Origin of the sequence: Devosia sp. YIM 151766 (assembly GCF_030285925.1) — a bacterium.
Lineage (GTDB): Bacteria > Pseudomonadota > Alphaproteobacteria > Rhizobiales > Devosiaceae > Devosia.
Genome location: NZ_CP127251.1, coordinates 1,332,428 through 1,351,684, shown reverse-complemented (window position 1 = coordinate 1,351,684; position 19,257 = coordinate 1,332,428). Strand labels below are relative to the sequence as shown.

Genomic DNA, 19,257 nt, shown 5'->3' with positions numbered 1-19,257 from the left:
ACCTCGTCCTTCGACAAGCTCAGGATGAGGTCTATGGGGAGGTCCGAGGGAGGCCTGCGCTTAACGGCGTAGCCAAGGCCGGGACTACCGGATGTGCAGAAACCGCAGCACCCCCTCCCCGGCCCTCCCCTCAAGGGGGAGGGGGCGAAGGAGCCGCCAGCCGCCAAATCTCTTTCTCTCCTAGACCTCATGGTGAGCCTGTCGAACCACGAGGTCGCGGGCACGGAGCTATCGGCCTCGTCCTTCGACGGGTTCAGGAGGCTCAGGGCGGTCTAGAGCAGCAGGCAGTCGCCGCCGGCGGCTTTGATGTTGGTGCAGATATTGGCAGCGGCGTCGCGGGAGGAAGCGGGAACCAGGACGCGGTAATAGATGCCGCGCTCGCCGAGATCGACACGCTGGATTTCGGGGCTGGCGCCGCCGAACAGGACGCCAAAGCGCGTGGTCATCGCTTGGGCCGATTGCCGCGCCGCTTCCTCATTGCGCTGCGAGGCGAGCTGCACATAGGCGGAAGCGTCGCCGGTCGTCGTCGCCACCGGCTGGGCGGCGGCCGGTTGCGGGGCGGTCACGGCCAGCGGGGTTGTCGCCGGAACGGCTGACGCGGCCAGGGCGGCGGCAGCGACCTGGGCGAAATCGTCGGGGCGGCTCACCGGAACGGTCACGGTGCGGCCCTGGATCACGGCGCCGGAGGCGTCGGCGACAGGCACGGTCGCGCCGGAGGCGACCGGCGCGGCCTGCGGACCGGATGTCGCTTCCGGCACCGTCTCCGTCGCGGCTTCCGCCGCTGCGATAGTGCTGGCGATCAGGTCGGGCGTGGAGAAATCGGCGCCGGGCACTTCCGGCACATTCGGGCGCTCGACCGGCAGAATGGAGCCACCAGCCATGCTTTCGTCGCCGCTGATGATGGTGCCGTCCGGACGCACGGTGACGGTGCGCACCTTGCGATTGACTAGGCCGTCCTGGTTCGGATCGATCGAGGTGCCATCGTCCGAGGTCAGGACATTGCCGGTGGCAGAGGGAGAAATGGCCTCGTTCAGCGCCGCTTCGTCGGACTGATCACGGGGAACGATCTGTTCGTCCGCCGCATTGCCGGCTCCGGAAATTTCGTTGAACACCACCGATTCATGGCCACTGGCCTCGGCGGGCTCGGGTACGTTCTTCACGGTCGCGGTGTCGGCGACAACCAGGGGAGCCGGACCGGAGGGCGCGGCGTCCTGCCCCAGGACCCAATAGAGGCCGAATCCGGCAATTCCCAGCAGGCCGACAGCGACCAACGGGCCGGCAACGGCGCGGGACAGAGCTGGCCGGCGCCGGGGTTCTTCCGCGATGTCGGCCCTGTCCTCGGCCATGGCGTCGGGCCGGTCATAAGCGGGATCGACCCATTCCACCCGCGCGCCGGTCGCGGCGGCGGCGGCCAGGATGGCATCGTCCACCGAGCCCGGCTCGGCCTGTTGCGCCGGCGCGGCGCCGTCCTCGACCGGGGCGGCGGCCGGCAGGGTCGGCGTCGCCAGGCTGCGCAGCGCCGGGCTGGGCGCGCGCGCGATTTCGGCTTCGTTCTGGGCCTTGGGCACAACGGGACCGAGCAGACGCTCGATATCGGAAAGCGGGTCCGAGGGATCGGGCTCGGCGGTCGGCGAAATGCCGGAGAAAACCGGCGCGGAAACGGGTTCATCCGGCACCGTTTCCGGCTCCGGGGCCACGATGACGGGCTCCGGTCCTATGGCGACCGCTTCGCTGATGGTTTCCACCGCCGGCTGGGACGCGGCCGGCGCACCCAGGCCGAAGACCGGCGGCACGCCGAAATTGTCCTCGCCGCGCGCCGGGCCGGGCATGACGGGCACGGGCTCGGCGGGGGGCAGGTCATTGGCCAGTTCGGCGGCGATAAGATCGGCCAGGCCGTCATAATCCAGCGTCGCGCCATCGGCGGGCGGCTCGGCGGCGGCGGGCGTTTCGGCCGGAACCGAGGGTTTAGCGGAGGGCAGCGGCGTGGCGGGGCCGGCAGCGCGGGAAGCCGCATTGCCGATGGCGAAATCGAAATTGAACGGTTCGGCCTCGGGCGAGGCCTGACCGGCAGGCGGCATGCCGGGAATGCGAATGGCAGCGGCGGAATTTTCCGTCGCTTGGCTCGCCTCGCCACCCGGAATGCGGACGGGTGCGGGCTTGTCGCCGGTCAGTGGCGGCGTGGAGGGAGGCGTGTGGACATTCTGATCGGTGCGGGCATCATCGGCCATGAGCCGGGCAAGCTCGGCAATAAGATCGTCCGGTGCTTCGTTCGGTGCGGCCATTGATTACGGTTTCGCTGACGTCATCTGGCAGCGCCCCTTTAGTTCGGAACAGCCCGTCAGGGCCGGCTCGCGAGTGTTCACACTATTGCGCCCGAATTATGAAAGCTCTTCGGGCGAGCTCACTCCCAAAATCCCCAGACCATTGCGGATCACCTGACGTATGGCGTCCACGAGCGCGAGTCGAGCCAGTGTCAAATTCGCGTCGGAAGGGTTAACAAAGCGTAAATCACGATCATCCCTGCCCTTGGCCCAGAAGCCGTGGAAGGCCGCCGCCAGATCGTGGACGAAGAAGGCGATGCGGTGCGGCTCATGGGCCAGGGACGCTGCCGCGACCGTGCGCGGCCAGGCGCCCAGCAGGCGAATGAGCTCGATATCGGCGGCGCTGTCCAGCCGCTCGATCTCGGCCGCGGCGAGGGAGGCGGCGGAAATATCGAGCTCGGGCATGTCGCGCTGGGCGGTCCGGAAGACCGAGCAGGCGCGGGCATGGGCGTATTGGACATAGAAGACCGGGTTGTCGCGAGTCTGTTCCTTGACCAGCGCGAAATCGAAATCCATCGCCGCATCGTTGCGACGGAACAGCAGCATGAAGCGGGTGGCGTCGGAGCCGACCTCGTCGACCACATCGGCCAGGGTGACCAGATCGCCGGAGCGCTTGGACATCTTGAACGGCTCGCCGTTCTTGAGCAGACGGACGAGCTGGCAGATGCGGACGTCCATATCGGCCTCGCCATGGGACACGGCCTTCACCGCCGCCTGGAGGCGCTTGACATAGCCGGAATGGTCGGCGCCCAGCACATTGATCATATGCTTGAAGCCACGCAGATATTTGTTGCGGTGATAGGCGATGTCGGCGGCGAAATAGGTGTAGGAGCCATCCGACTTGACCAGCGCCCGATCGGTGTCGTCGCCGTAATCGGTGGCGCGGAACAGGGTCTGTTCGCGGTCTTCCCAATCCTCGGGGGCCTTGCCCTTGGGGGCTTCGAGCCGGCCCTCATAGACCATGCCTTCCTCGCGCAGCCAGGCCAGGGTTTTTTCGATATCGCCGCCGGGACCGTGGAGCTGGCGTTCGGAGAAGAAGACATCGTGATGGATGTTGAGCTGGGCGAGATCGGCCTTGATCAGCACCATCATGGCGGCCAGGGCGGCCTCGCGGGCGATGAGGACAGATTCTTCCTCGGGCATGTCGAGCAGGGCGCGGCCATGTTCGGCGGCCAGCGCCTGGCCCACGGCAATGAGGTAATCGCCGGGATAGAAGCCGGGTGGAATCTCGATGGCCTCGCCCACGGCCTGGTGATAGCGCAGCAAAGCGGAGCGGCCGAGAATGATGGTCTGGCCGCCGGTATCGTTGATGTAATATTCGCGGGTCACGTCATAGCCGGACCAGGTCATGAGCGAGGCCAGGGCGTCGCCGAAAACGGCGCCGCGGGTATGGCCGACATGCATGGGGCCGGTGGGATTGGCCGAGACGAATTCGACATTGACCCGCTCGCTCTGACCGATATCGGAGCGGCCGAAATTGTTGCCTTGCGCGCCGACCGCCTTCAACACCTGATGCCAGATGGCATTGGAGAGACGGAAATTGATGAAGCCGGGACCGGCGACCTCGACGGCTTCCACGTCGGGCGCATGGGCGAAGCGGCCGGCAAGGCCAAGGGCCAGTTCGCGCGGATTCTTGCCCAGGGGCTTGGCGACGACCATGGCAGCATTGGTGGACAGGTCGCCGTGGCTGGGATCGCGGGGCGGCTCCACCACAATGCGCGCCAGCAGGGCCGCGTCGAGCCCCGGATGATCGGCGCGCAGGGCCTCGATGACCCGAGTGGTGAAAAGGGCGAAGATATCCATGGCAAACCTACGGGGATTGGGTCGGGCCGGGTTAACGGAATTCCGGTCGAGCGTCAAACAGGCGCTGGTATTCGTCGAGAGCGTAGGGATCGGTCATGCCGGCGATGAAATCGGCGACGATGCGGGCGCGATCATGGCCGCCAGCCGCCCTGCCCGCCTCGCCCCAGCGCCCGGGCATGTCGGCATCGGCCATGTAGCGGGCAAAGAGCCGCTCCACCAAAGCCTCGCTTTCCAGCACCGGCACCATGACGGCGTCGTGACGATAGACGCGGGCGAAGAGGAAGTGCTTGAGGGCGGTTTCGGCAGCGGCATTGGCGGGGGAAAAGGTAACCAGGGCCTTACCGGAAAGGCGAACGTCTTCCGCCGAGGCGACGCCGGAAGCGGCGATATTGCCGGCGCTGGTGGCGATGACGTCTTCGACGGCGCGGGTGATCATGCGGCGCTGGACCTCGTGCGTCTGGCGCTTCACCGGAATCCCCGGATAGCGATGCAGCACCTCGCTGACGATGGGGCCGGCCATGGGAACGTCGAGAAAATCTTCGAGCCCGATCAGGCGGGCGCGCAGGGCGTCATCGATATCGTGGGCGTTATAGGCGATGTCGTCGGCAATGGCGGCGACCTGGGCTTCGAGACTGGCATGGGTGGCGAGCCGCAGATCGGCAGGCACCGGAATGGCGTCGAGACCGCCGGGCAGGCCTTCATCGGCAAAACGGCCATAGGGGGAGCCATCGGGGTGAAGCAGCGGCCCGTTATGCTTGAGGATGCCCTCCAGCGTCTCCCAGGTGAGATTGAGGCCATCATGCTCGGCATAGCGGTTTTCGAGCAGGGTGACGACGCGCAGGGCCTGCATATTGTGATCGAAGCCGCCAAAGGGAAGCATGGCGCGATGCAGCGCACGTTCGCCGGCATGGCCGAAGGGCGTGTGGCCGAGATCGTGGCTGAGCGCCACCGCTTCGGCCAGATCTTCGTTCAGATGCAGCGCGCGGGCGATGGAGCGGGCGATCTGGCTGACTTCGAGCGTATGGGTCAGCCGGTTGCGGAAATGGCGCCCCTCGTGGTGGAGGAAAACCTGGGTCTTGTGCTGGAGGCGGCGAAAGGCGGTCGAATGGATGATGCGGTCGCGATCACGCTGGAATTCGGAGCGCGTCGGACTGGGGCCGGTGCCATAAAGCCGCCCGAGGGACTGGCTTGGCTTGCTGGCATAGGGGGCGGTTTCGCTCATCTCGGTTCGCGGGCCTTTGCAAGAGCGCTCGGAGCGCCTATCTTAGCGGCAGCGTTATGACATTACGACTGCCCGGAAAACCCCATGACAGACGCCGCTCTTGCCGACCACCCCGCCGTAACTCTTTCCGACCGCGCCGCCAAGCGGGTGGCGCGCATCATCGCCAAGGAACAGCCCGGCACCGTGCTGCGCATTGCGGTGGCGGGCGGCGGCTGCTCGGGATTCCAGTACGAATTCAATCTCGTCCAGGAGGCTCCGAGCGCCGACGATCTGGTGCTGCAAAAGGGCGAGGCGACGGTGCTGATCGATTCGTTGAGCTTGGAATTCATGGGCGGCGCGGAAATCGACTTCGTCGACGATCTGGTGGGGCAATCTTTTCAGATCAGGAATCCGAACGCAGTGGCTGGCTGCGGCTGCGGCACCAGTTTCGCGGTTTAGCGCTCGCATTCGCCAGTGGCATCGGCGATATATCCCATGCCGATCTGACCTGAGGATGAATTATGGCCCTGCGCATCGCCACCTGGAACATCAACGGCATCAAGGCGCGGATCCAATTGCTGCTGCGCTGGCTGGACGAGGAAAAGCCCGACATTGTCGGCTTGCAGGAAATCAAGTCCATCGACGAGGGCTTTCCGCGCGCCGAAATCGAGGCGCTGGGCTACAATATCGAAACGCATGGGCAGAAAAGCTGGAACGGGGTGGCGCTGCTCTCGAAACTGCGCTTCGACGAGGTGCATCGCGGCCTGCCCGGAGAAGATGCAGACGAACAATCGCGGCTGATCGAGGGCGTGTTCTCGACCTCGGCCGGAGCCATTCGCGTCTGCAATATCTACCTGCCGAACGGTAACCCGGTCGATACGGAAAAATTTCCCTACAAACTGCGCTGGATGGACCGGCTGAACCGCTTTGTCGAGGAGCGGCTGGTTCTGGAGGAGCCGTTCGTGCTGATGGGCGATTTCAACCTCATCCCGGCCCCGATCGACGCGCATGATCCCGATGCCTGGTGGGGCGATGCGCTTTACCGGCCGGAGAGCCTGGAACGGTTCCGTATCCTGCGCAATCTGGGAATGACGGACGCGCTGCGGGCGGTATCGGCCGAGCAGGCGTTCACGTTCTGGGATTTTCAGGCCGGAGCCTGGCGGCGCAATGCCGGCATCCGCATCGACCACCTGATGCTGTCGCCGCAAGCGGCGGACCGGCTGGACGAGGTGAGCGTACACAAGGACGTGCGCGGCTGGGACAAGCCGAGCGATCACGTGCCGGTGGAAGGGGTTTTCAGCTTCTGAGGCTGGGCGGCAGCAGGCTATCGATGGCGCTGCCCTTCCTGGATCGTCATCCTCGCGCTTGCCGCGAGGGCTCTCGCGGCAAAATCCACAAACATAGCACCCTCGCGTCACGCGCGAGGGTGACGAGTGGAGGACGCGGGGTGATTCCGGCTTCTTTTCACAATGTCATTGCCGCGAAAGCGGGAAGCCCTGTTTGACTCGCCGGAAGGAGGAAACGGCGTTTCCCGCTTTCGCGGGAATGACGAAGTCAGAAACTGACTGAACTGGAACTAAGGTGAAATGCTCCAGCCTTGCCTCACGGCTTGAGCGCGAGAGCGCGGCAGCCGCAAGAGAGATAAAGCCGCTCAGAATTCGATACCGATCTCGACGCTCATATTGGCCATGGCATGGGCAGCGGCTCGGTCTTCCGGGCTGGCGACCGAGATGGCGCGGTTGAGTATTTCCTCGGCGATCGCCTGATCGGAGGTGCCCAGACAGGTCTCGTGGGCGACGTTGAGCCACATCAGGCCCTCGGCGGCGCGCGGCGGATAGGTGTCCATACCATTGAATAACAGATCGCCCAGCGCGGCCTGGGCCAGGCAATGGCCCTTATTGGCAGCCGATTGCAGCCAGCGGGCGCTCAGGGTCGGGCTGACGCCCAGGCCATCTTCCTGCTGATAGAGCAGGCCGACGCGATATTGCGCCTCGGCGTCGCCGAAATAGCTGGCGGCATGCAATAGCATGCGATGATATTCGCCCGGGTCCTGCTTCAGCCCGACTTCAGGCGCACCTTCGCGAAAATAATCGCCCAGCTTGACGAAGGAGCGCGCGACGATGTCGGCCTCCAATCCGCGCGGAGCCGTATCGGCATGCTGGATGGCGATCTGCGAATAATAGCCGAAGGCCTTGACCGGGTCCTTGTCGACGCCCTCGCCATTTTCATACATGGAGCCAAGCTGCCACAGCGCCAGCGGCCTACCGGCCTCGGCATCGCTTTCGAGCGCCGAGATGAAGGTGTCGTTGGGCAGGCCGACGCTGTCCATGGAGGTGAGGCCATCCATGGAGCGCGCGAAATCGGACGCCGCGTCAATGGCCGTCTGTGCCTGGGCCGGAGCGGCAGCACAAAAGGCCAGAAGCATGACTGTGGCGGCATGGGACAAGGTCCGCATGATACTCCTTTCGCCCATGAAGCCATGGGCGGGCACAAAAGGCGGTTTCCAAGGCACTGGACCCGCTGCGGCGACGGACGCTACCGGAGCGCCGCTGATGTTCTTCGGTAATCTTGCCCGGAATAAAAAGGCGGGCAAAGCTATGTCTAAACAATAGGTAAACATGCTTTGTGGCGGCATTCGGCCAAACTCCATGCCGGCCAATATGCAACCGGCGGAAGTGGCGGTTCGGCCACACTCGGCATTGCCAGCAATCCGCATCCTTGCGTCCATGCTCACCATTTCAGGCGGACATCCTGCCGCCATTCGTCCAGAAATCCGGGGGAAGTCAGCATGCCGCCCGGCTGCGACACGCAGCAGGCCGATCAGCCGGCACCCGCCCCCGAATGCCCAATCCATCAGACGCCCGGCGGAAACAATGCTTGCGCAACGCTCCCCATATCGTCGTCCGGGGTCTGGTTTAGGGTAAGATTGTGGCGGGAAATCTCGCCAAAGCATTGACGCCCGCCGCCGAGCGGCGGAATCCGGGCGCTTGTTGCGGAATCGTCACAGAGACAGGTTTGTGCCTTTGCCGGGGCGAGTTCATCCGCCCTCGGCTGGCGATCTCGCGGCTCTTCAGCTCAATCGCTTCAGCGCTTCCAGGATTTTCTCCCGGCGCGCCATGGCCGCCTCGCGGCGGGCCTTTTGTTCCTCGATCACCTCTTCGGGCGCCTTGGCGGCGAATTGCTCGTTGCCGAGCTTCTTGTCGACCTGGGCGATTTCGGCGTCGAGCTTGCCGACTTCCTTTTCGAGGCGGGCCTTTTCGGCGCCGAGATCGATGACGCCGGCCAGAGGCAGGGCATAGGTGGCGTCGCCGACGACGAATTGGGCGGATTCGCCGGGCACCTCGTTGCGCGGCGAGATTTCTTCGAGGCGGGCAAGGCGGGTGATGAGCGAGGTGCCGGCGACGAGGCGGGCCAGGGTCTGCTCCCCTGCCCCGGTCACCACCAATTGCAGCTTGGCGCCGGCGGGCACGTTCATTTCGGCGCGAACCGAGCGAATGTTGGAGATGACATCGACCAGCCAGGCCAGCTCGGCGTCGGCCGCGGCATCTTCCAGGCCCGAAAGGTCCGGCCATTCGGTGAGAATGAGCAGATTTTCACGGGCCGGCCCGAAGGCGCCGGTCTTTTCCCAGAGCTCTTCGGTGACGAAGGGCATCATGGGATGCAGCATGATCAGGATCTGGTCGAGGGCCCAGGCGGCGCTGGCGCGGGTCTCGGCCTTGGCGGCCTCGTCCTCGCCGTTGAAGACCGGCTTGGCGAATTCGACATACCAGTCGCAGAACGTACCCCAGACGAAATCATAGGCGCTATTGGCCGCTTCGTTGAACTTGTAGTCTTCGATGCCGGTGCGCACGGCCTGCATGGCGCGGGCGGTGGCGCCGATGATCCAGCGGTTCAGCGGCAGCTTGTTGGCGCGCGGATCGTAGTTTTCGATACGACGGGCTTCGTTCATTTCGAGGAAGCGGGCGGCATTCCACAGCTTGGTGACGAAGTTGCGATAGCCTTCGACGCGGGAAATGGCGAGCTTGAGGTCGCGGCCCTGCGCCGCCATGGCGGCGAGGGTGAAGCGGGTGGCGTCGGCGCCGTATTCATCGATGAGCTTGAGCGGGTCGATGACATTACCCCTGGTCTTGCTCATCTTCTGGCCCTTTTCGTCGCGGACCAGCGCATGCATGTAGACGGTGTGGAAGGGTTCCTTGTCGAGGAATTCCAGACCCATCATCATCATCCGGGCCACCCAGAAGAAGATGATGTCGAAGCCGGTGACCAGCACGCTCGTCGGATAATAGCGCTGCAATTCCGGCGTCTCGTCGGGCCAGCCCAGGGTCGAGAACGGCCAGAGGGCCGAGGAGAACCAGGTGTCGAGCACGTCGGGATCGCGGGTGAGTTGCACCGGCCTGCCATAATGCCTGTTCGCGGCGTCCTGCGCTTCGGCCTCGCTCTGGGCGACGAAGGCCTCGTTGTCCGGGCCATACCAGGCCGGAATCTGATGGCCCCACCAGAGCTGGCGCGAAATGCACCAGGGCTTGATGTTTTCTAGCCAGGCGAAATAGGTGTTTTCGTATTGCTGCGGCACGAATTTGGTGCGGCCCTCGCGCACCGAGGCAAGCGCCGGCTCGGCCAACACATCGGCCTTGACCCACCATTGATCGGTCAGGAATGGCTCGATGACGACGAGTTTGGACTTCTCGTCATGCGGGACCATGACCTTCTTGTTTTCGATATGGTCGAGGCCGCGAGCGGGGTTTTCCTCGGCCAGCGCGGTCAGATCGGCGACGATCGCCTTGCGGGCCTCGAAGCGATCGAGCCCGCGATAGCTGGCGGGGATGAAATCGGCATCGACGATGGCACCGCGCGTGGTGAAGACGTTGATCGGCTCAAGGCCGGCGCGGGCGCCGACGTCGAAGTCGTTGAAATCATGGGCCGGGGTGATCTTCACCGCGCCGGTGCCCAAAGCGGGATCGGCATATTCGTCGGCAACGATGGGGATGCGGCGGCCGACAAGCGGCAGTTCGATGAACTTGCCGATCAGCGAAAGATAACGCTCGTCTTCCGGATGCACGGCCACGGCGACGTCGCCCAGCATGGTCTCCGGGCGGGTCGTGGCGACGATGATGTAGTCGCGCGTCTCGGTGCCGGTGACATTGCCCTCTTCGTCGGTGACCGGGAAGTCATAGGTGACGCCATCGGCCAGCGGATAGCGCAGGTGCCACATATGGCCCTTGACCTCGATATTCTCCACTTCGAGGTCCGAAATCGCCGTTTCGAGGCCGGGATGCCAGTTCACCAGGCGCTTGGCGCGATAGATGAGGCCGCGCTGGTGCAGTTCGACAAAGACCTTGATGACGGCGCGAACCATCTGGTCGTCGGGCGCGCCGCGCTGGCCCATGGTGAAGCGTTCGCGGGAGAAATCGGCGGAAGCGCCGAGGCGCTTGAGTTGGTTCATGATGGTGCCGCCGCTTTCGGCCTTCCACTCCCAGACCCGCTCGATGAAGTTTTCGCGGCCCAGGCTGCGGCGGTCGACCTGCTGGGCGGCGAGCTGGCGCTCGACGATCATCTGGGTGGCGATGCCGGCATGATCGGTGCCGGGCTGCCAGAGCACGTCCTTTTTCAACATGCGGTTGAAGCGGATCAGGATGTCCTGAACGGTGTTGTTCAGCGCATGGCCGATATGGAGCGAGCCAGTGACATTGGGCGGCGGAATGACGATGGTGAACGGCTCGGCGCCAGGCTTTGCCCCGGCCCCAGCCGCGAAAGCGTTCGCCTCGAGCCAGGCATCATAGATGCGGGCTTCCACGGCGGCGGGTTCATAGGTCTTTTCAAGCATCGGGTCACTCGCAACAACAGCGACCCGCCAGGCAAGAGAATGGCGGGTCGGAACAGGTCGGCAGACTTCAAGCAAATGCGCGGTTCGCGGTCAACAAAAAGGCTGTCGCATTGCCGTTCTCATGGTTCGACAGGCTCACCATGAGGGCTTGGAGGATGCCGCGCTTGCGCACCGCGCCGGCTCCGTCATTCGAGCGCAGCTCTCATGGCCTTCTCGCCTCAAATCTCTCCACCGGAGAGATTTGCCCAAAGGGACGGCCCTGCCATTCGAGCCTAGCTCTCATGGCCTTCTCGCCTCAAATCTCTCCACTGGAGAGATTTGCCCAAAGGGACGGCCCTGCCATTCGAGCCTAGCTCTCATGGCCTTCTCGCCTCAAATCTCTCCACTGGAGAGATTTGCCCAAAGGGACGGCTCGAAGTCATTCACCGCGCGAGATGCGGGCGAGTTCCTTTTCCACCATGCGCTCGACCACGGAAGGCAGATTTTCGTCCAGCCATTCCTTGAGCATGGGACGCAGCATGTCGCGCATCATGGCCTCGATGGTGAGGCCGGGATTGCCGATGCCCATGGCGCTGAGCTTGCCGATGGAGCTGCGCACGGCGGCGCGGGTGGCCGGCTCGAGAAGTTCTTCGGCCATGTCGCTGGTCAGGGTGGGATCGGGAAGCGGCGGCGCCTGTGCCGGAACCGGCTCCGGATCGAAGGCCGGCGCGGGCTCCGCTTCGGCCTGCGCAGATTCGGCCAGCGCCATGAAATCGGGCTCAGGCTCGGCCTGGGGCTCAAGCTCGCCGCTGGGTAGCGGGTCGAAGCTGGGCAGTTCGTCGTCGACGTCAAAAGCGACGTCTTCCGCCTCCACCAATTTGGGGCTGTCTTCTTCCGTCGCGGTATCGGCCAGAATGGCATCGAAGCTGAAGCCGCCGGTTTCCGTGCTCTCCTCGACAATCTGCGAGGACGACAGCGCCAATGGCTCGATGTCGTCCAGCATGTCGGACAGATCGCGGTCGGCCTGATCGCTCAGCGGCTTGGCGGGCGCGGCCTGCATCGGCGGCGTGGCCTGGAGGGCGGGCCGGCGCGGCGGCGCCGCCGCATCGTCATCGGCAATAATCTGCCGAATGGACGAGAGGATTTCGTCCATGGACGGTTCTTTGGGAGCCGGCTTGTTCATCGGTGCCTCTTACTCATGCGTCCGGACGAATGCCGCCGCGGCCGCATTGCCCTGATTCGTTAACAACAGCTTAGACTCATGGGCCGGGATAAGGAATCATCCCAAGGCGGAACTATTACGTCTTCCACCAAAAGTTATGGCCGGGACGAGCCCGGCCACCACAAGATGTCATCGCCGTTCGTCTATTCGGCTTGTCTATTCGGCGACGGTGCGCAATTCCTGCCATACATCCTCGACGGCCTGGCTATAGGGCAAGGCGGTCTTGACCTGTACCGGCAAGCCGAGATCGGCGGCGGTCAGCCGGCCCAGGGCGCTCAGCAGCGAAAAGGTGGCCAGCACCTTGTTGTTGGACGCCGTGATGAGGCTTTCCTTGGCACTGGTCAGGTCGGCCTGGGCATTGAGGACGTCGAGCGTCGTGCGGGTGCCCAGGTCGCGCTCCTGAATCACCCCGGCGAGCACGGTGTCGCTCGATGACACGCCGGCCTGGGCGGCGCTGATCTGCGCATCGGCGCTCTGGATGCCGGCCCAGGCGGCGATGACCGCCTCGCGCACCTGATCATAGGCGGACATGGCGTCCACCTCGGACTTGATCTGGCCGAAATTGGCCTGGCGCACGGCGGAGCCGGTCCGGCCGCCCGAATAGATCGGCACGCTTATCCTGAAGCCGACCTGGGCGCTGATGCCGTCCTGGGATCCGCCGGCAGGCCCTGTCCAGGAGCTGCCCAACGACCCGGAAATGCCCGCGGTCGGACCGAAGCCGGCCAGCGCCAGGTCCACGCCGGCCTGGGCGGCGCGAATGCTCGCCTTGGCCAGGAGAATACCGGGATGGCCGGCTTCAGCCTCGGAAATGGCGGCATCCAGCGAACGGGGAATCAGATTGCCATAATTATGGCCGGTCGAAAGGCCCTGCGGCCGAGCGCCGACCAGCCGCTGAAAGGTGGCCTCGGCGCTTTGCAGGCTGCCAAGCGTCGCCTGATAGGCGGCCTGGACCTGCGCCAGCCGCGCCTCGGCCTGGGCGACGTCGATGCGCGTGCCCTCGCCGACCTCGAGCCGATCCCGCGCCGATTGCAACTGAGCCTGGAAGAAGCGGATGTTCTCTTCGCGAAGCGCCAGCATTTCGCGGCCGCCCAGGACGTTTATATAGGCCTGAATGACCTGGTACAGCACCGTCTGCTCGGTGGTCCTGATCTGGAGCTCGGCGACCTCCACTCCGGCGCGCGCCGCTTCGATCTGCGCTGTGGTGGCGCCGCTGTCGAAAATATTCTGGCTGTAGTCCAGGCTGGCGCTTAACGGCAAGGCGCCGGGGGTCCAGCTTCCATTAGTCAAGCTGGTTCTATAGGCGCCTGACACCGACGCCGAAATATTCGGCATCATGCCGGACTTGGCCTGGACGATTTTTTCAGCCGACGACTTGGCATTGATCAAGGCCGCCTGGAGGTCCGGCGCATGATCGTAGGCCGCCGCAAGCGCCTGCGAAATAGACTGCGCCTGAGCGGGGACGATCGCCCCGCACGCAGCAAAAAGGGCAAACAGGCTTGCCCCGAGAAACTCGCGATACTTCATCAACCCGCCTCCAGACCCCATCACATTAACGCCCGGCAGATGGGGAGTACAACCGACCCAGGCAATTCCTACCAAACTTTAATCATCTCTTCATCGGCCAACGTGGCCGGGATGCAACAGAAACCGCCTTAAACACGAATTCATCCACAGCCCGGCTCCTGCCCGGCGCCAAGGTCGGGAGCGCTGTCGCCAGCACCGATGCCGGCAGGTGTGATGAAATATTGAGAAAGGGAAGCAGCGCCGGTGGCAAGCTGGCTATCCATTATGGCCCGGCGTGCGGCAGCAAAATCGACCATGGAAAACGCCCGCCTCGCTCAGTATATGCCGGGCGTGAATATGCCTAGCGCGCCCGCTTGGCAACCAGCGAAGCGCGCACGCGACAATTTATGTCGCGATCAGCGGGGTTTCCGGGGATCTTTCGTTTTATCGGAATGGTCGCCATCCACCGGCTGATCCTGCTCGGTGCCGTCGGGCCGCCGTCCCAGATCGTCGATATTGTCGTCATGCTGTTCGCCGGGATCGGTTTCGAGCGGCGTAGGCTTGGACTTTTCCTTGGCTCCGGACATCGTACTCTCCTGAGGTCTGCTCGGAAAAGCAACCTCCAGAGGCGGGAGATGTTCCATGCCGCCGCCCGTGGCAGCGAGAAAAGCCCATCTCGTCGGTCAATTCGACGATTTGGAGGCCGCGTCCGGAATCGAACCGGAATAGACGGATTTGCAATCCGCTGCGTAACCACTCCGCCACGCGGCCTCACGCCCGGCTTATCTGGGGTTTCGCGTTGCCCGTCAAGACCGCCCTGCACACATCATCCGCTGTGTGTGCAAAATTGGTTCACGAGGCGTTCGCTTTGCCTTTGCCCGCGCATACCGGCTGACCATCTACCCAGCCGCAATAGCTCAGCACTTCATCACCGCGTCTTTGACCGAACGGCGCGCCGCGATAGCCGCAGCCTTCGCATGAATAGATCGGCGCCATGGGGGTCACCTTCTGATTGCTGCGCTCAAAATCAGGTCCGGAGGGGACAAATTCGGTTGGCATGGGCATCCTATGGCGGTTGAGGGAGTCGCGTGCCATTATGACCGAATGTCCCGCGTACCAAATACCGAATCCGTAGAACAGGAAGCCCAGCGCTTTCTTGATCAATTCGACGGCTATGTTTATGCTTGGTCCGCCGATCCGGAGGCGGTTGTGGATGACGCCATCATCGTAGGCATTGGCGGCACCAGCGCCGAAATGCTCATGGCTGGCCTGCCCTATGCCGAGCCCGCCGCATCAATCTACTGGCCAGCCCGATCGCCTGCCAATGGCGCCTTCGGGGTGGGAAGCGAGATGGGGCCGTGGTCCGTCATGGAAGCATTGCGGCGCGCTCATTTTCTACGGCAGCGAATGGACTATGAGCGAGTGGTCGTAACCCTGGAAGAAGCAGGCATTTGGCGACCGGAATATGGCCGCCTTGCCGATCAAGAGGGATATTGATGTGCGGGCGCTTCACCAATGAAATGACCTGGGCCGAGTTGCACGCGCTCTATTCCATCCATGATGCACCGCCGCCCACATCTAACGTTCAGCCGCGCTTCAACATCGCCCCCACCCAAGAGGTGGATTTTGCGCACCTCGACAAGGCCGGAAACATCGAACTCGATCGCGGTCGCTGGTGGCTGGTGCCCTTCTTCATGAAGGAATTGCCGAAGGCGGCCATGTTCAACGCTCGCATCGAGACAATCGATTCCTCCGGCGCATTCCGCGAAGGCTTCAAGTCGCGCAGATGCCTGATCCCGGCCGACGGCTATTTCGAATGGACCATCAATGCCGAGGATGGGAAGAAAGACCCATGGCTTTTGCAACTGCCGGGCGGTGCCGGCTTCAGCTTCGCCGGGATCTGGGCGCACAATGACAATCTGGGCGTCACCAGTTGCACCATTATCACGGCGCCGGCGGTGCCGGAGATTGAGCACATCCATACCCGGATGCCGGTCGTTCTTGCGCGCGAAGCCTATGGCACCTGGCTGGACACGCGCATTCAGGGTTCGGACGCCAAAGCGTTGCTGCTCGACGCGCAGATCGATAGCCAGTTGGAATTCCATCGCGTCGATCGGGCCGTGAACAACAGCCGATATGAAGGCACGGACACCAAGAAGCCGCTGATCAACTCGCTTTAGTGGCACTCCATCGGCCGGTAACACCGTCGGCCTCGTCCATTGCTTCCCCCTCCAGCCGGCGCCGGTAAAGCTCCTCAGACAATTGGCTCATCAGGTTCTTGGCCGGGCCCGGCACTGAGCCCTGGCGCATTTCTTCATCGAACTGCATGGCGAGAGTCTTCATCAAGGCTCGCAGGAATACGGCATCTTCGCCATAGATGCTGTTCGGCACCGGCGCTACCAGGACCTTGGCGGCAATGATCAACACTTCGGTTTCGATGTCTCGAGGAACGGGGCTGGCAACACATTCCCACCAGGCTTTAGTGGCCGCGTCGGCGGAGTCCTGCTTGCTGTTGGTGCTACCCTCTTTTTTGAACCATCCCGGCCACACCACGTACCATCGCCACCAGGGAATGCCGGTTTTGTCGCCGACGCCATGCGTTCCGGTCAGTTCGATCTGCGCGTACCGATCAGTGCAGTGCGCACCCATTGGATAGGCCTTAAACCCTCTTCCGTCCCTGCGCCACTTCAGGCGTGCTGGCACCTGCATTTCGTCGCCATACTCCTCAAATGGCCCGACTCCTATACCGTGAACAAATTGAGAACAAGATCGATCCCCAATCACAAATGCATCGCTGCTACGAAAGGATTTCTAAAGCCGTGCCGGGCATCTTCTCGCCATGAGAACCGGGAACCGCGATTTGATCACCCCTGCCCTCGGTGTGGCCGCGCTTCTCGCCGTCTGCACCTTGGGCTGGGTTGCTGCTGACACTTACCTGCCCGGCGGCGGGCAGATCGTCCAAGCCGCGCATGCAGCGCCAGCCGTAGCGGAGCGGCGCGTTCATTTCAGCATGTGCGGCAGAAACCGCCATACCTGCATTGTTGACGGGGACACTATCTGGCTCGATGGCCAGAACCTGCGGCTGCAAAGCTACGATACGCCTGAGCCCTACAATGATATTTGCGGCGGCCAGGCCGAGGTGGCGCTGGCACACCGCGCTAGTGCCAGGCTGCTCGATCTGCTCAACGCCAATTCCTTCACGGTCCAAACCTCGGGGCAAGACCGTTATGGTCGCGTCCTGGCAACGATCCGCATCGGCGGTCGGGACGTGGGAGATATCCTCATCGAGGAGGGACTGGCCCGCCGCTGGCCGGACGGCCATGAATGGTGGTGCGAATAGCGCCGTTCCCCGCACAGTCATTCGGGCCTGGACGTCTCCTTGCCCCTTCCCGCTATCTCGCCAGTTGCAATGCTTGTGCTCACCAAAGCCAACGAGAAAGGCGGCACCAGGATAGCCGCACCCAAGCCGACCGTGGCGTGCATTTGCACAAGATCAACCAATTGGCCAACTCATCCATCTAAAGAGCAGCATTTTAGCAAACGTTGCATTAGGTTGGCGCTGACTCTTAGAGAGGTGAAACGATGCAGGTGCGTTTGCTGGTCCGTACGTGTGCGATTATTGGGGCTACGCTGCTGCTGGCAGCGTGTGCGGGAACCATGTCGCCGCGTAAGGCGCTGGCGCCAGAATTGGTGGCCAGTACCGTCATCGCGGGAAACCAAACCATCCGCCACTGGGGAGACGATCCCGAATTCGTCGCCATCCATTCCCGCATAAAGCCAGGCGATGACGGTATCGTTGACTACCTGACCCTGTCGGGCGGCGGCATCAATGGCGCCTACGGCGCTGGTTTTCTGGTCGGCTGGACGGCCAGAGGCGACCGCCCCGAATTTGAAGTCGTCACCGGCATCAGCGTGGGCGCCATGATGGCCCCTCTAGCCTTTATCGGCCCCCACTATGACGGGCGCCTGCAAGCTGCATTTTCGAGCCTTACCCAGCAGACCAACATGCGGGTCGATTTCCTTTCGGCCCTGTTCGGGGCACCATCGGTGTTGAAAAACACGGTCATTCTCGACGCCATAAGGCAGTTAGTCGATGAGCGGGTACTAGATGAAGTGGCGGCCGGCCATCGGCAGGGAAGGCGGCTCTATGTCGGCACCACGAACCTCGACGCGCAACGGCCGGTGGTATGGGATATCGGCGCCATCGCGGTCAGCAACATTCCCAACAAGCTTGAACTGGTGCATCGCATCATCCTGGCCTCGACCGCGGTTCCAGGTGTGTTTCCCCCGGTATTGCTGGAAGCAGAAGCCCAAGGCCAACGCATCGATGAGTTGCATGTTGACGGCGGCGTAACCCAGCAGGTCCTTCTGATGCCCGGCGGTTACAAGGGCGGCGGCAGCACTAAAAAGCTCTATGTGCTGTTCAACGGCGTGGTTGACCCTACCCCAGCCACCGTCACCAGGCTGGCAAGTCTGGATCTTCTCGAGCGCGCTGTACCGACGCTGTTGAAATATCTCGGCCGAGCCAATCTCGAGCAATTGGCCAATACCGCCGCACGCAACAATATCGCATTCCGTCTATCGGCCATCCCTGGCGCTTTCCCGCAGAGCGAGAGTATTCTGGGCGACAAGGTGTGGCTGGAGCGGCTATTCGACTTCGGCTTCGCCAACGGCAAGGCAGGCATATGGCAGAACACGCCGCGATAAGCGTCTTGCTGGCTGCGAAACTCGCTTGCTGTTCCTCCGAAGAACAATGCTCTAAGGCCGGTTATCCACAATCCGCTCCACCCGGTCCAACCGCTGGGTAAGAGCACGTAATTCGCCGCCCTGGCGGACCTGCTCGATCAGCGTATTTGTGGCCGTTTCCAGCGTTTTCTCAACCGCGCGAAGACGGCCATCGAATGTCGCCCAGCCTATAGTCATCGTCACGATCAAACCTCCGAAGGTGAGGACATGGCCGAGATTGATGGTGAGGTCGAATTTTGGTGCGGTCATAGCCGAGCCTTGGCCTAAGAGGGAATTGGGGCGGCCGGAGCCGCCCGGTGTTATTTGCCGGTTAACCGTTCCCATAGCGTGCGGGGCTGATGTGCGGCGGTGCGGGCGCTTTCTTCCACCAGCGTGCGGGTGGCATCGGGAATGCGCGGCATGGCCACCTGATTGCCGTCGATCACCACCTGCGGGCGGATCGTGGACCGGAAAGACCAGGCATAGCCCCACAACGCCGCAGCGATAGGCGCCAGCGCTCCGAGCGTTACCGACTGCCAGTTGCCCGTCATAATGCGGTTGATGGCGTCCTGAGTGCCTGGAGGCAGTGCCAGGTAGAAGGTGTAAAGCGTGCCGAACAGGCCGCCGAGTTCGAGAGCGCGGCGAGCAAACCAGCCAACGATGACGTTTTGGAACATGA

19 protein-coding genes and 1 tRNA gene are annotated in these 19,257 nt (G+C 63.2%); 6 read left to right on the top strand and 14 right to left on the bottom strand.

Annotated features, from left to right (window positions below; all coding sequences use genetic code 11):
- Window positions 1–272: 272 nt before the first annotated feature.
- From O9Z70_RS06610 to O9Z70_RS06600, 3 genes are all read right to left on the bottom strand, one after another.
- Window positions 273–2,282 carry an SPOR domain-containing protein gene (locus O9Z70_RS06610; protein ID WP_286021676.1) on the bottom strand — a complete coding sequence of 670 codons (2,010 nt, stop codon included), beginning with the start codon at window positions 2,280–2,282 and terminating at the stop codon, window positions 273–275.
- Window positions 2,283–2,378: 96 nt separating this feature from the next.
- Window positions 2,379–4,124, bottom strand: a complete 1,746-nt coding sequence (gene argS / locus O9Z70_RS06605; protein ID WP_286021675.1) for an arginine--tRNA ligase — start codon at window positions 4,122–4,124, stop codon at window positions 2,379–2,381.
- Window positions 4,125–4,155: 31 nt separating this feature from the next.
- The gene (locus O9Z70_RS06600) at window positions 4,156–5,346 is read right to left on the bottom strand and encodes a deoxyguanosinetriphosphate triphosphohydrolase (RefSeq protein WP_286021674.1); all 1,191 of its coding nucleotides are present in this window, start codon (window positions 5,344–5,346) and stop codon (window positions 4,156–4,158) included.
- Between the two features lie 84 nt (window positions 5,347–5,430).
- On the opposite strand from O9Z70_RS06600, the gene O9Z70_RS06595 reads away from it, so the two are divergent.
- Both O9Z70_RS06595 and xth read left to right on the top strand, forming a co-directional pair.
- The gene (locus tag O9Z70_RS06595; protein WP_286021673.1) at window positions 5,431–5,784 is read left to right on the top strand and encodes a HesB/IscA family protein; all 354 of its coding nucleotides are present in this window, start codon (window positions 5,431–5,433) and stop codon (window positions 5,782–5,784) included.
- A gap of 68 nt (window positions 5,785–5,852) precedes the next feature.
- Window positions 5,853–6,632 carry an exodeoxyribonuclease III gene (gene xth / locus O9Z70_RS06590; RefSeq protein WP_286021969.1) on the top strand — a complete coding sequence of 260 codons (780 nt, stop codon included), beginning with the start codon at window positions 5,853–5,855 and terminating at the stop codon, window positions 6,630–6,632.
- A 344-nt stretch (window positions 6,633–6,976) separates the two neighbouring features.
- Here xth and O9Z70_RS06585 read toward each other — a convergent pair whose 3' ends face one another.
- The 8 genes from O9Z70_RS06585 to O9Z70_RS06550 form a co-directional block, all read right to left on the bottom strand.
- Window positions 6,977–7,780, bottom strand: coding sequence for a tetratricopeptide repeat protein (locus O9Z70_RS06585; RefSeq protein WP_286021672.1), 804 nt, complete (start codon window positions 7,778–7,780; stop codon window positions 6,977–6,979).
- A gap of 615 nt (window positions 7,781–8,395) precedes the next feature.
- Window positions 8,396–11,149 carry a valine--tRNA ligase gene (locus O9Z70_RS06580; protein WP_286021671.1) on the bottom strand — a complete coding sequence of 918 codons (2,754 nt, stop codon included), beginning with the start codon at window positions 11,147–11,149 and terminating at the stop codon, window positions 8,396–8,398.
- A gap of 418 nt (window positions 11,150–11,567) precedes the next feature.
- Window positions 11,568–12,311 (bottom strand): DUF2497 domain-containing protein, encoded by a 744-nt coding sequence (locus O9Z70_RS06575; RefSeq protein ID WP_286021670.1) that lies wholly within the window; start codon window positions 12,309–12,311, stop codon window positions 11,568–11,570.
- 195 nt (window positions 12,312–12,506) lie between these two features.
- Window positions 12,507–13,874, bottom strand: a complete 1,368-nt coding sequence (locus O9Z70_RS06570) for a TolC family outer membrane protein (protein WP_286021669.1) — start codon at window positions 13,872–13,874, stop codon at window positions 12,507–12,509.
- A gap of 140 nt (window positions 13,875–14,014) precedes the next feature.
- Window positions 14,015–14,170 carry a hypothetical protein gene (locus O9Z70_RS06565; protein ID WP_286021668.1) on the bottom strand — a complete coding sequence of 52 codons (156 nt, stop codon included), beginning with the start codon at window positions 14,168–14,170 and terminating at the stop codon, window positions 14,015–14,017.
- Between the two features lie 99 nt (window positions 14,171–14,269).
- Window positions 14,270–14,440: a hypothetical protein gene (locus tag O9Z70_RS06560; RefSeq protein ID WP_286021667.1), complete on the bottom strand. Its 171-nt coding sequence runs from the start codon at window positions 14,438–14,440 to the stop codon at window positions 14,270–14,272.
- Between the two features lie 110 nt (window positions 14,441–14,550).
- Window positions 14,551–14,624: transfer RNA gene (locus O9Z70_RS06555), tRNA-Cys, on the bottom strand.
- Between the two features lie 81 nt (window positions 14,625–14,705).
- Window positions 14,706–14,912, bottom strand: coding sequence for a hypothetical protein (locus tag O9Z70_RS06550; RefSeq protein ID WP_286021666.1), 207 nt, complete (start codon window positions 14,910–14,912; stop codon window positions 14,706–14,708).
- A 45-nt stretch (window positions 14,913–14,957) separates the two neighbouring features.
- On the opposite strand from O9Z70_RS06550, the gene O9Z70_RS06545 reads away from it, so the two are divergent.
- Together O9Z70_RS06545 and O9Z70_RS06540 are read left to right on the top strand one after the other, a co-directional pair.
- Window positions 14,958–15,350: a hypothetical protein gene (locus O9Z70_RS06545; RefSeq protein WP_286021665.1), complete on the top strand. Its 393-nt coding sequence runs from the start codon at window positions 14,958–14,960 to the stop codon at window positions 15,348–15,350.
- Window positions 15,350–16,033, top strand: coding sequence for an SOS response-associated peptidase (locus O9Z70_RS06540; protein WP_286021664.1), 684 nt, complete (start codon window positions 15,350–15,352; stop codon window positions 16,031–16,033). The genes O9Z70_RS06545 and O9Z70_RS06540 overlap by 1 nt, the downstream gene beginning before the upstream one ends.
- On the opposite strand, the gene O9Z70_RS06535 is transcribed toward O9Z70_RS06540, so the two are convergent.
- A complete protein-coding gene (locus O9Z70_RS06535; RefSeq protein ID WP_286021663.1) occupies window positions 16,020–16,562 on the bottom strand; it encodes a hypothetical protein in 543 nt (180 codons plus the stop codon). The genes O9Z70_RS06540 and O9Z70_RS06535 overlap by 14 nt on opposite strands.
- Window positions 16,563–16,713: 151 nt before the next feature.
- Between O9Z70_RS06535 and O9Z70_RS06530 the strand changes: the two genes are divergently transcribed.
- Together O9Z70_RS06530 and O9Z70_RS06525 are read left to right on the top strand one after the other, a co-directional pair.
- Window positions 16,714–17,193, top strand: coding sequence for a thermonuclease family protein (locus tag O9Z70_RS06530; RefSeq protein WP_286021662.1), 480 nt, complete (start codon window positions 16,714–16,716; stop codon window positions 17,191–17,193).
- Between the two features lie 242 nt (window positions 17,194–17,435).
- Entirely contained in the window at window positions 17,436–18,560 is a 1,125-nt protein-coding gene (locus O9Z70_RS06525; protein ID WP_286021661.1) for a patatin-like phospholipase family protein, read from the top strand.
- Window positions 18,561–18,611: 51 nt separating this feature from the next.
- Here the strand turns inward: O9Z70_RS06525 and O9Z70_RS06520 are convergent, their stop codons facing one another.
- Both O9Z70_RS06520 and O9Z70_RS06515 read right to left on the bottom strand, forming a co-directional pair.
- The gene (locus O9Z70_RS06520) at window positions 18,612–18,848 is read right to left on the bottom strand and encodes a hypothetical protein (RefSeq protein WP_286021660.1); all 237 of its coding nucleotides are present in this window, start codon (window positions 18,846–18,848) and stop codon (window positions 18,612–18,614) included.
- A 50-nt stretch (window positions 18,849–18,898) separates the two neighbouring features.
- Window positions 18,899–19,255, bottom strand: a complete 357-nt coding sequence (locus O9Z70_RS06515) for a hypothetical protein (RefSeq protein WP_286021659.1) — start codon at window positions 19,253–19,255, stop codon at window positions 18,899–18,901.
- Window positions 19,256–19,257: the final 2 nt, after the last annotated feature.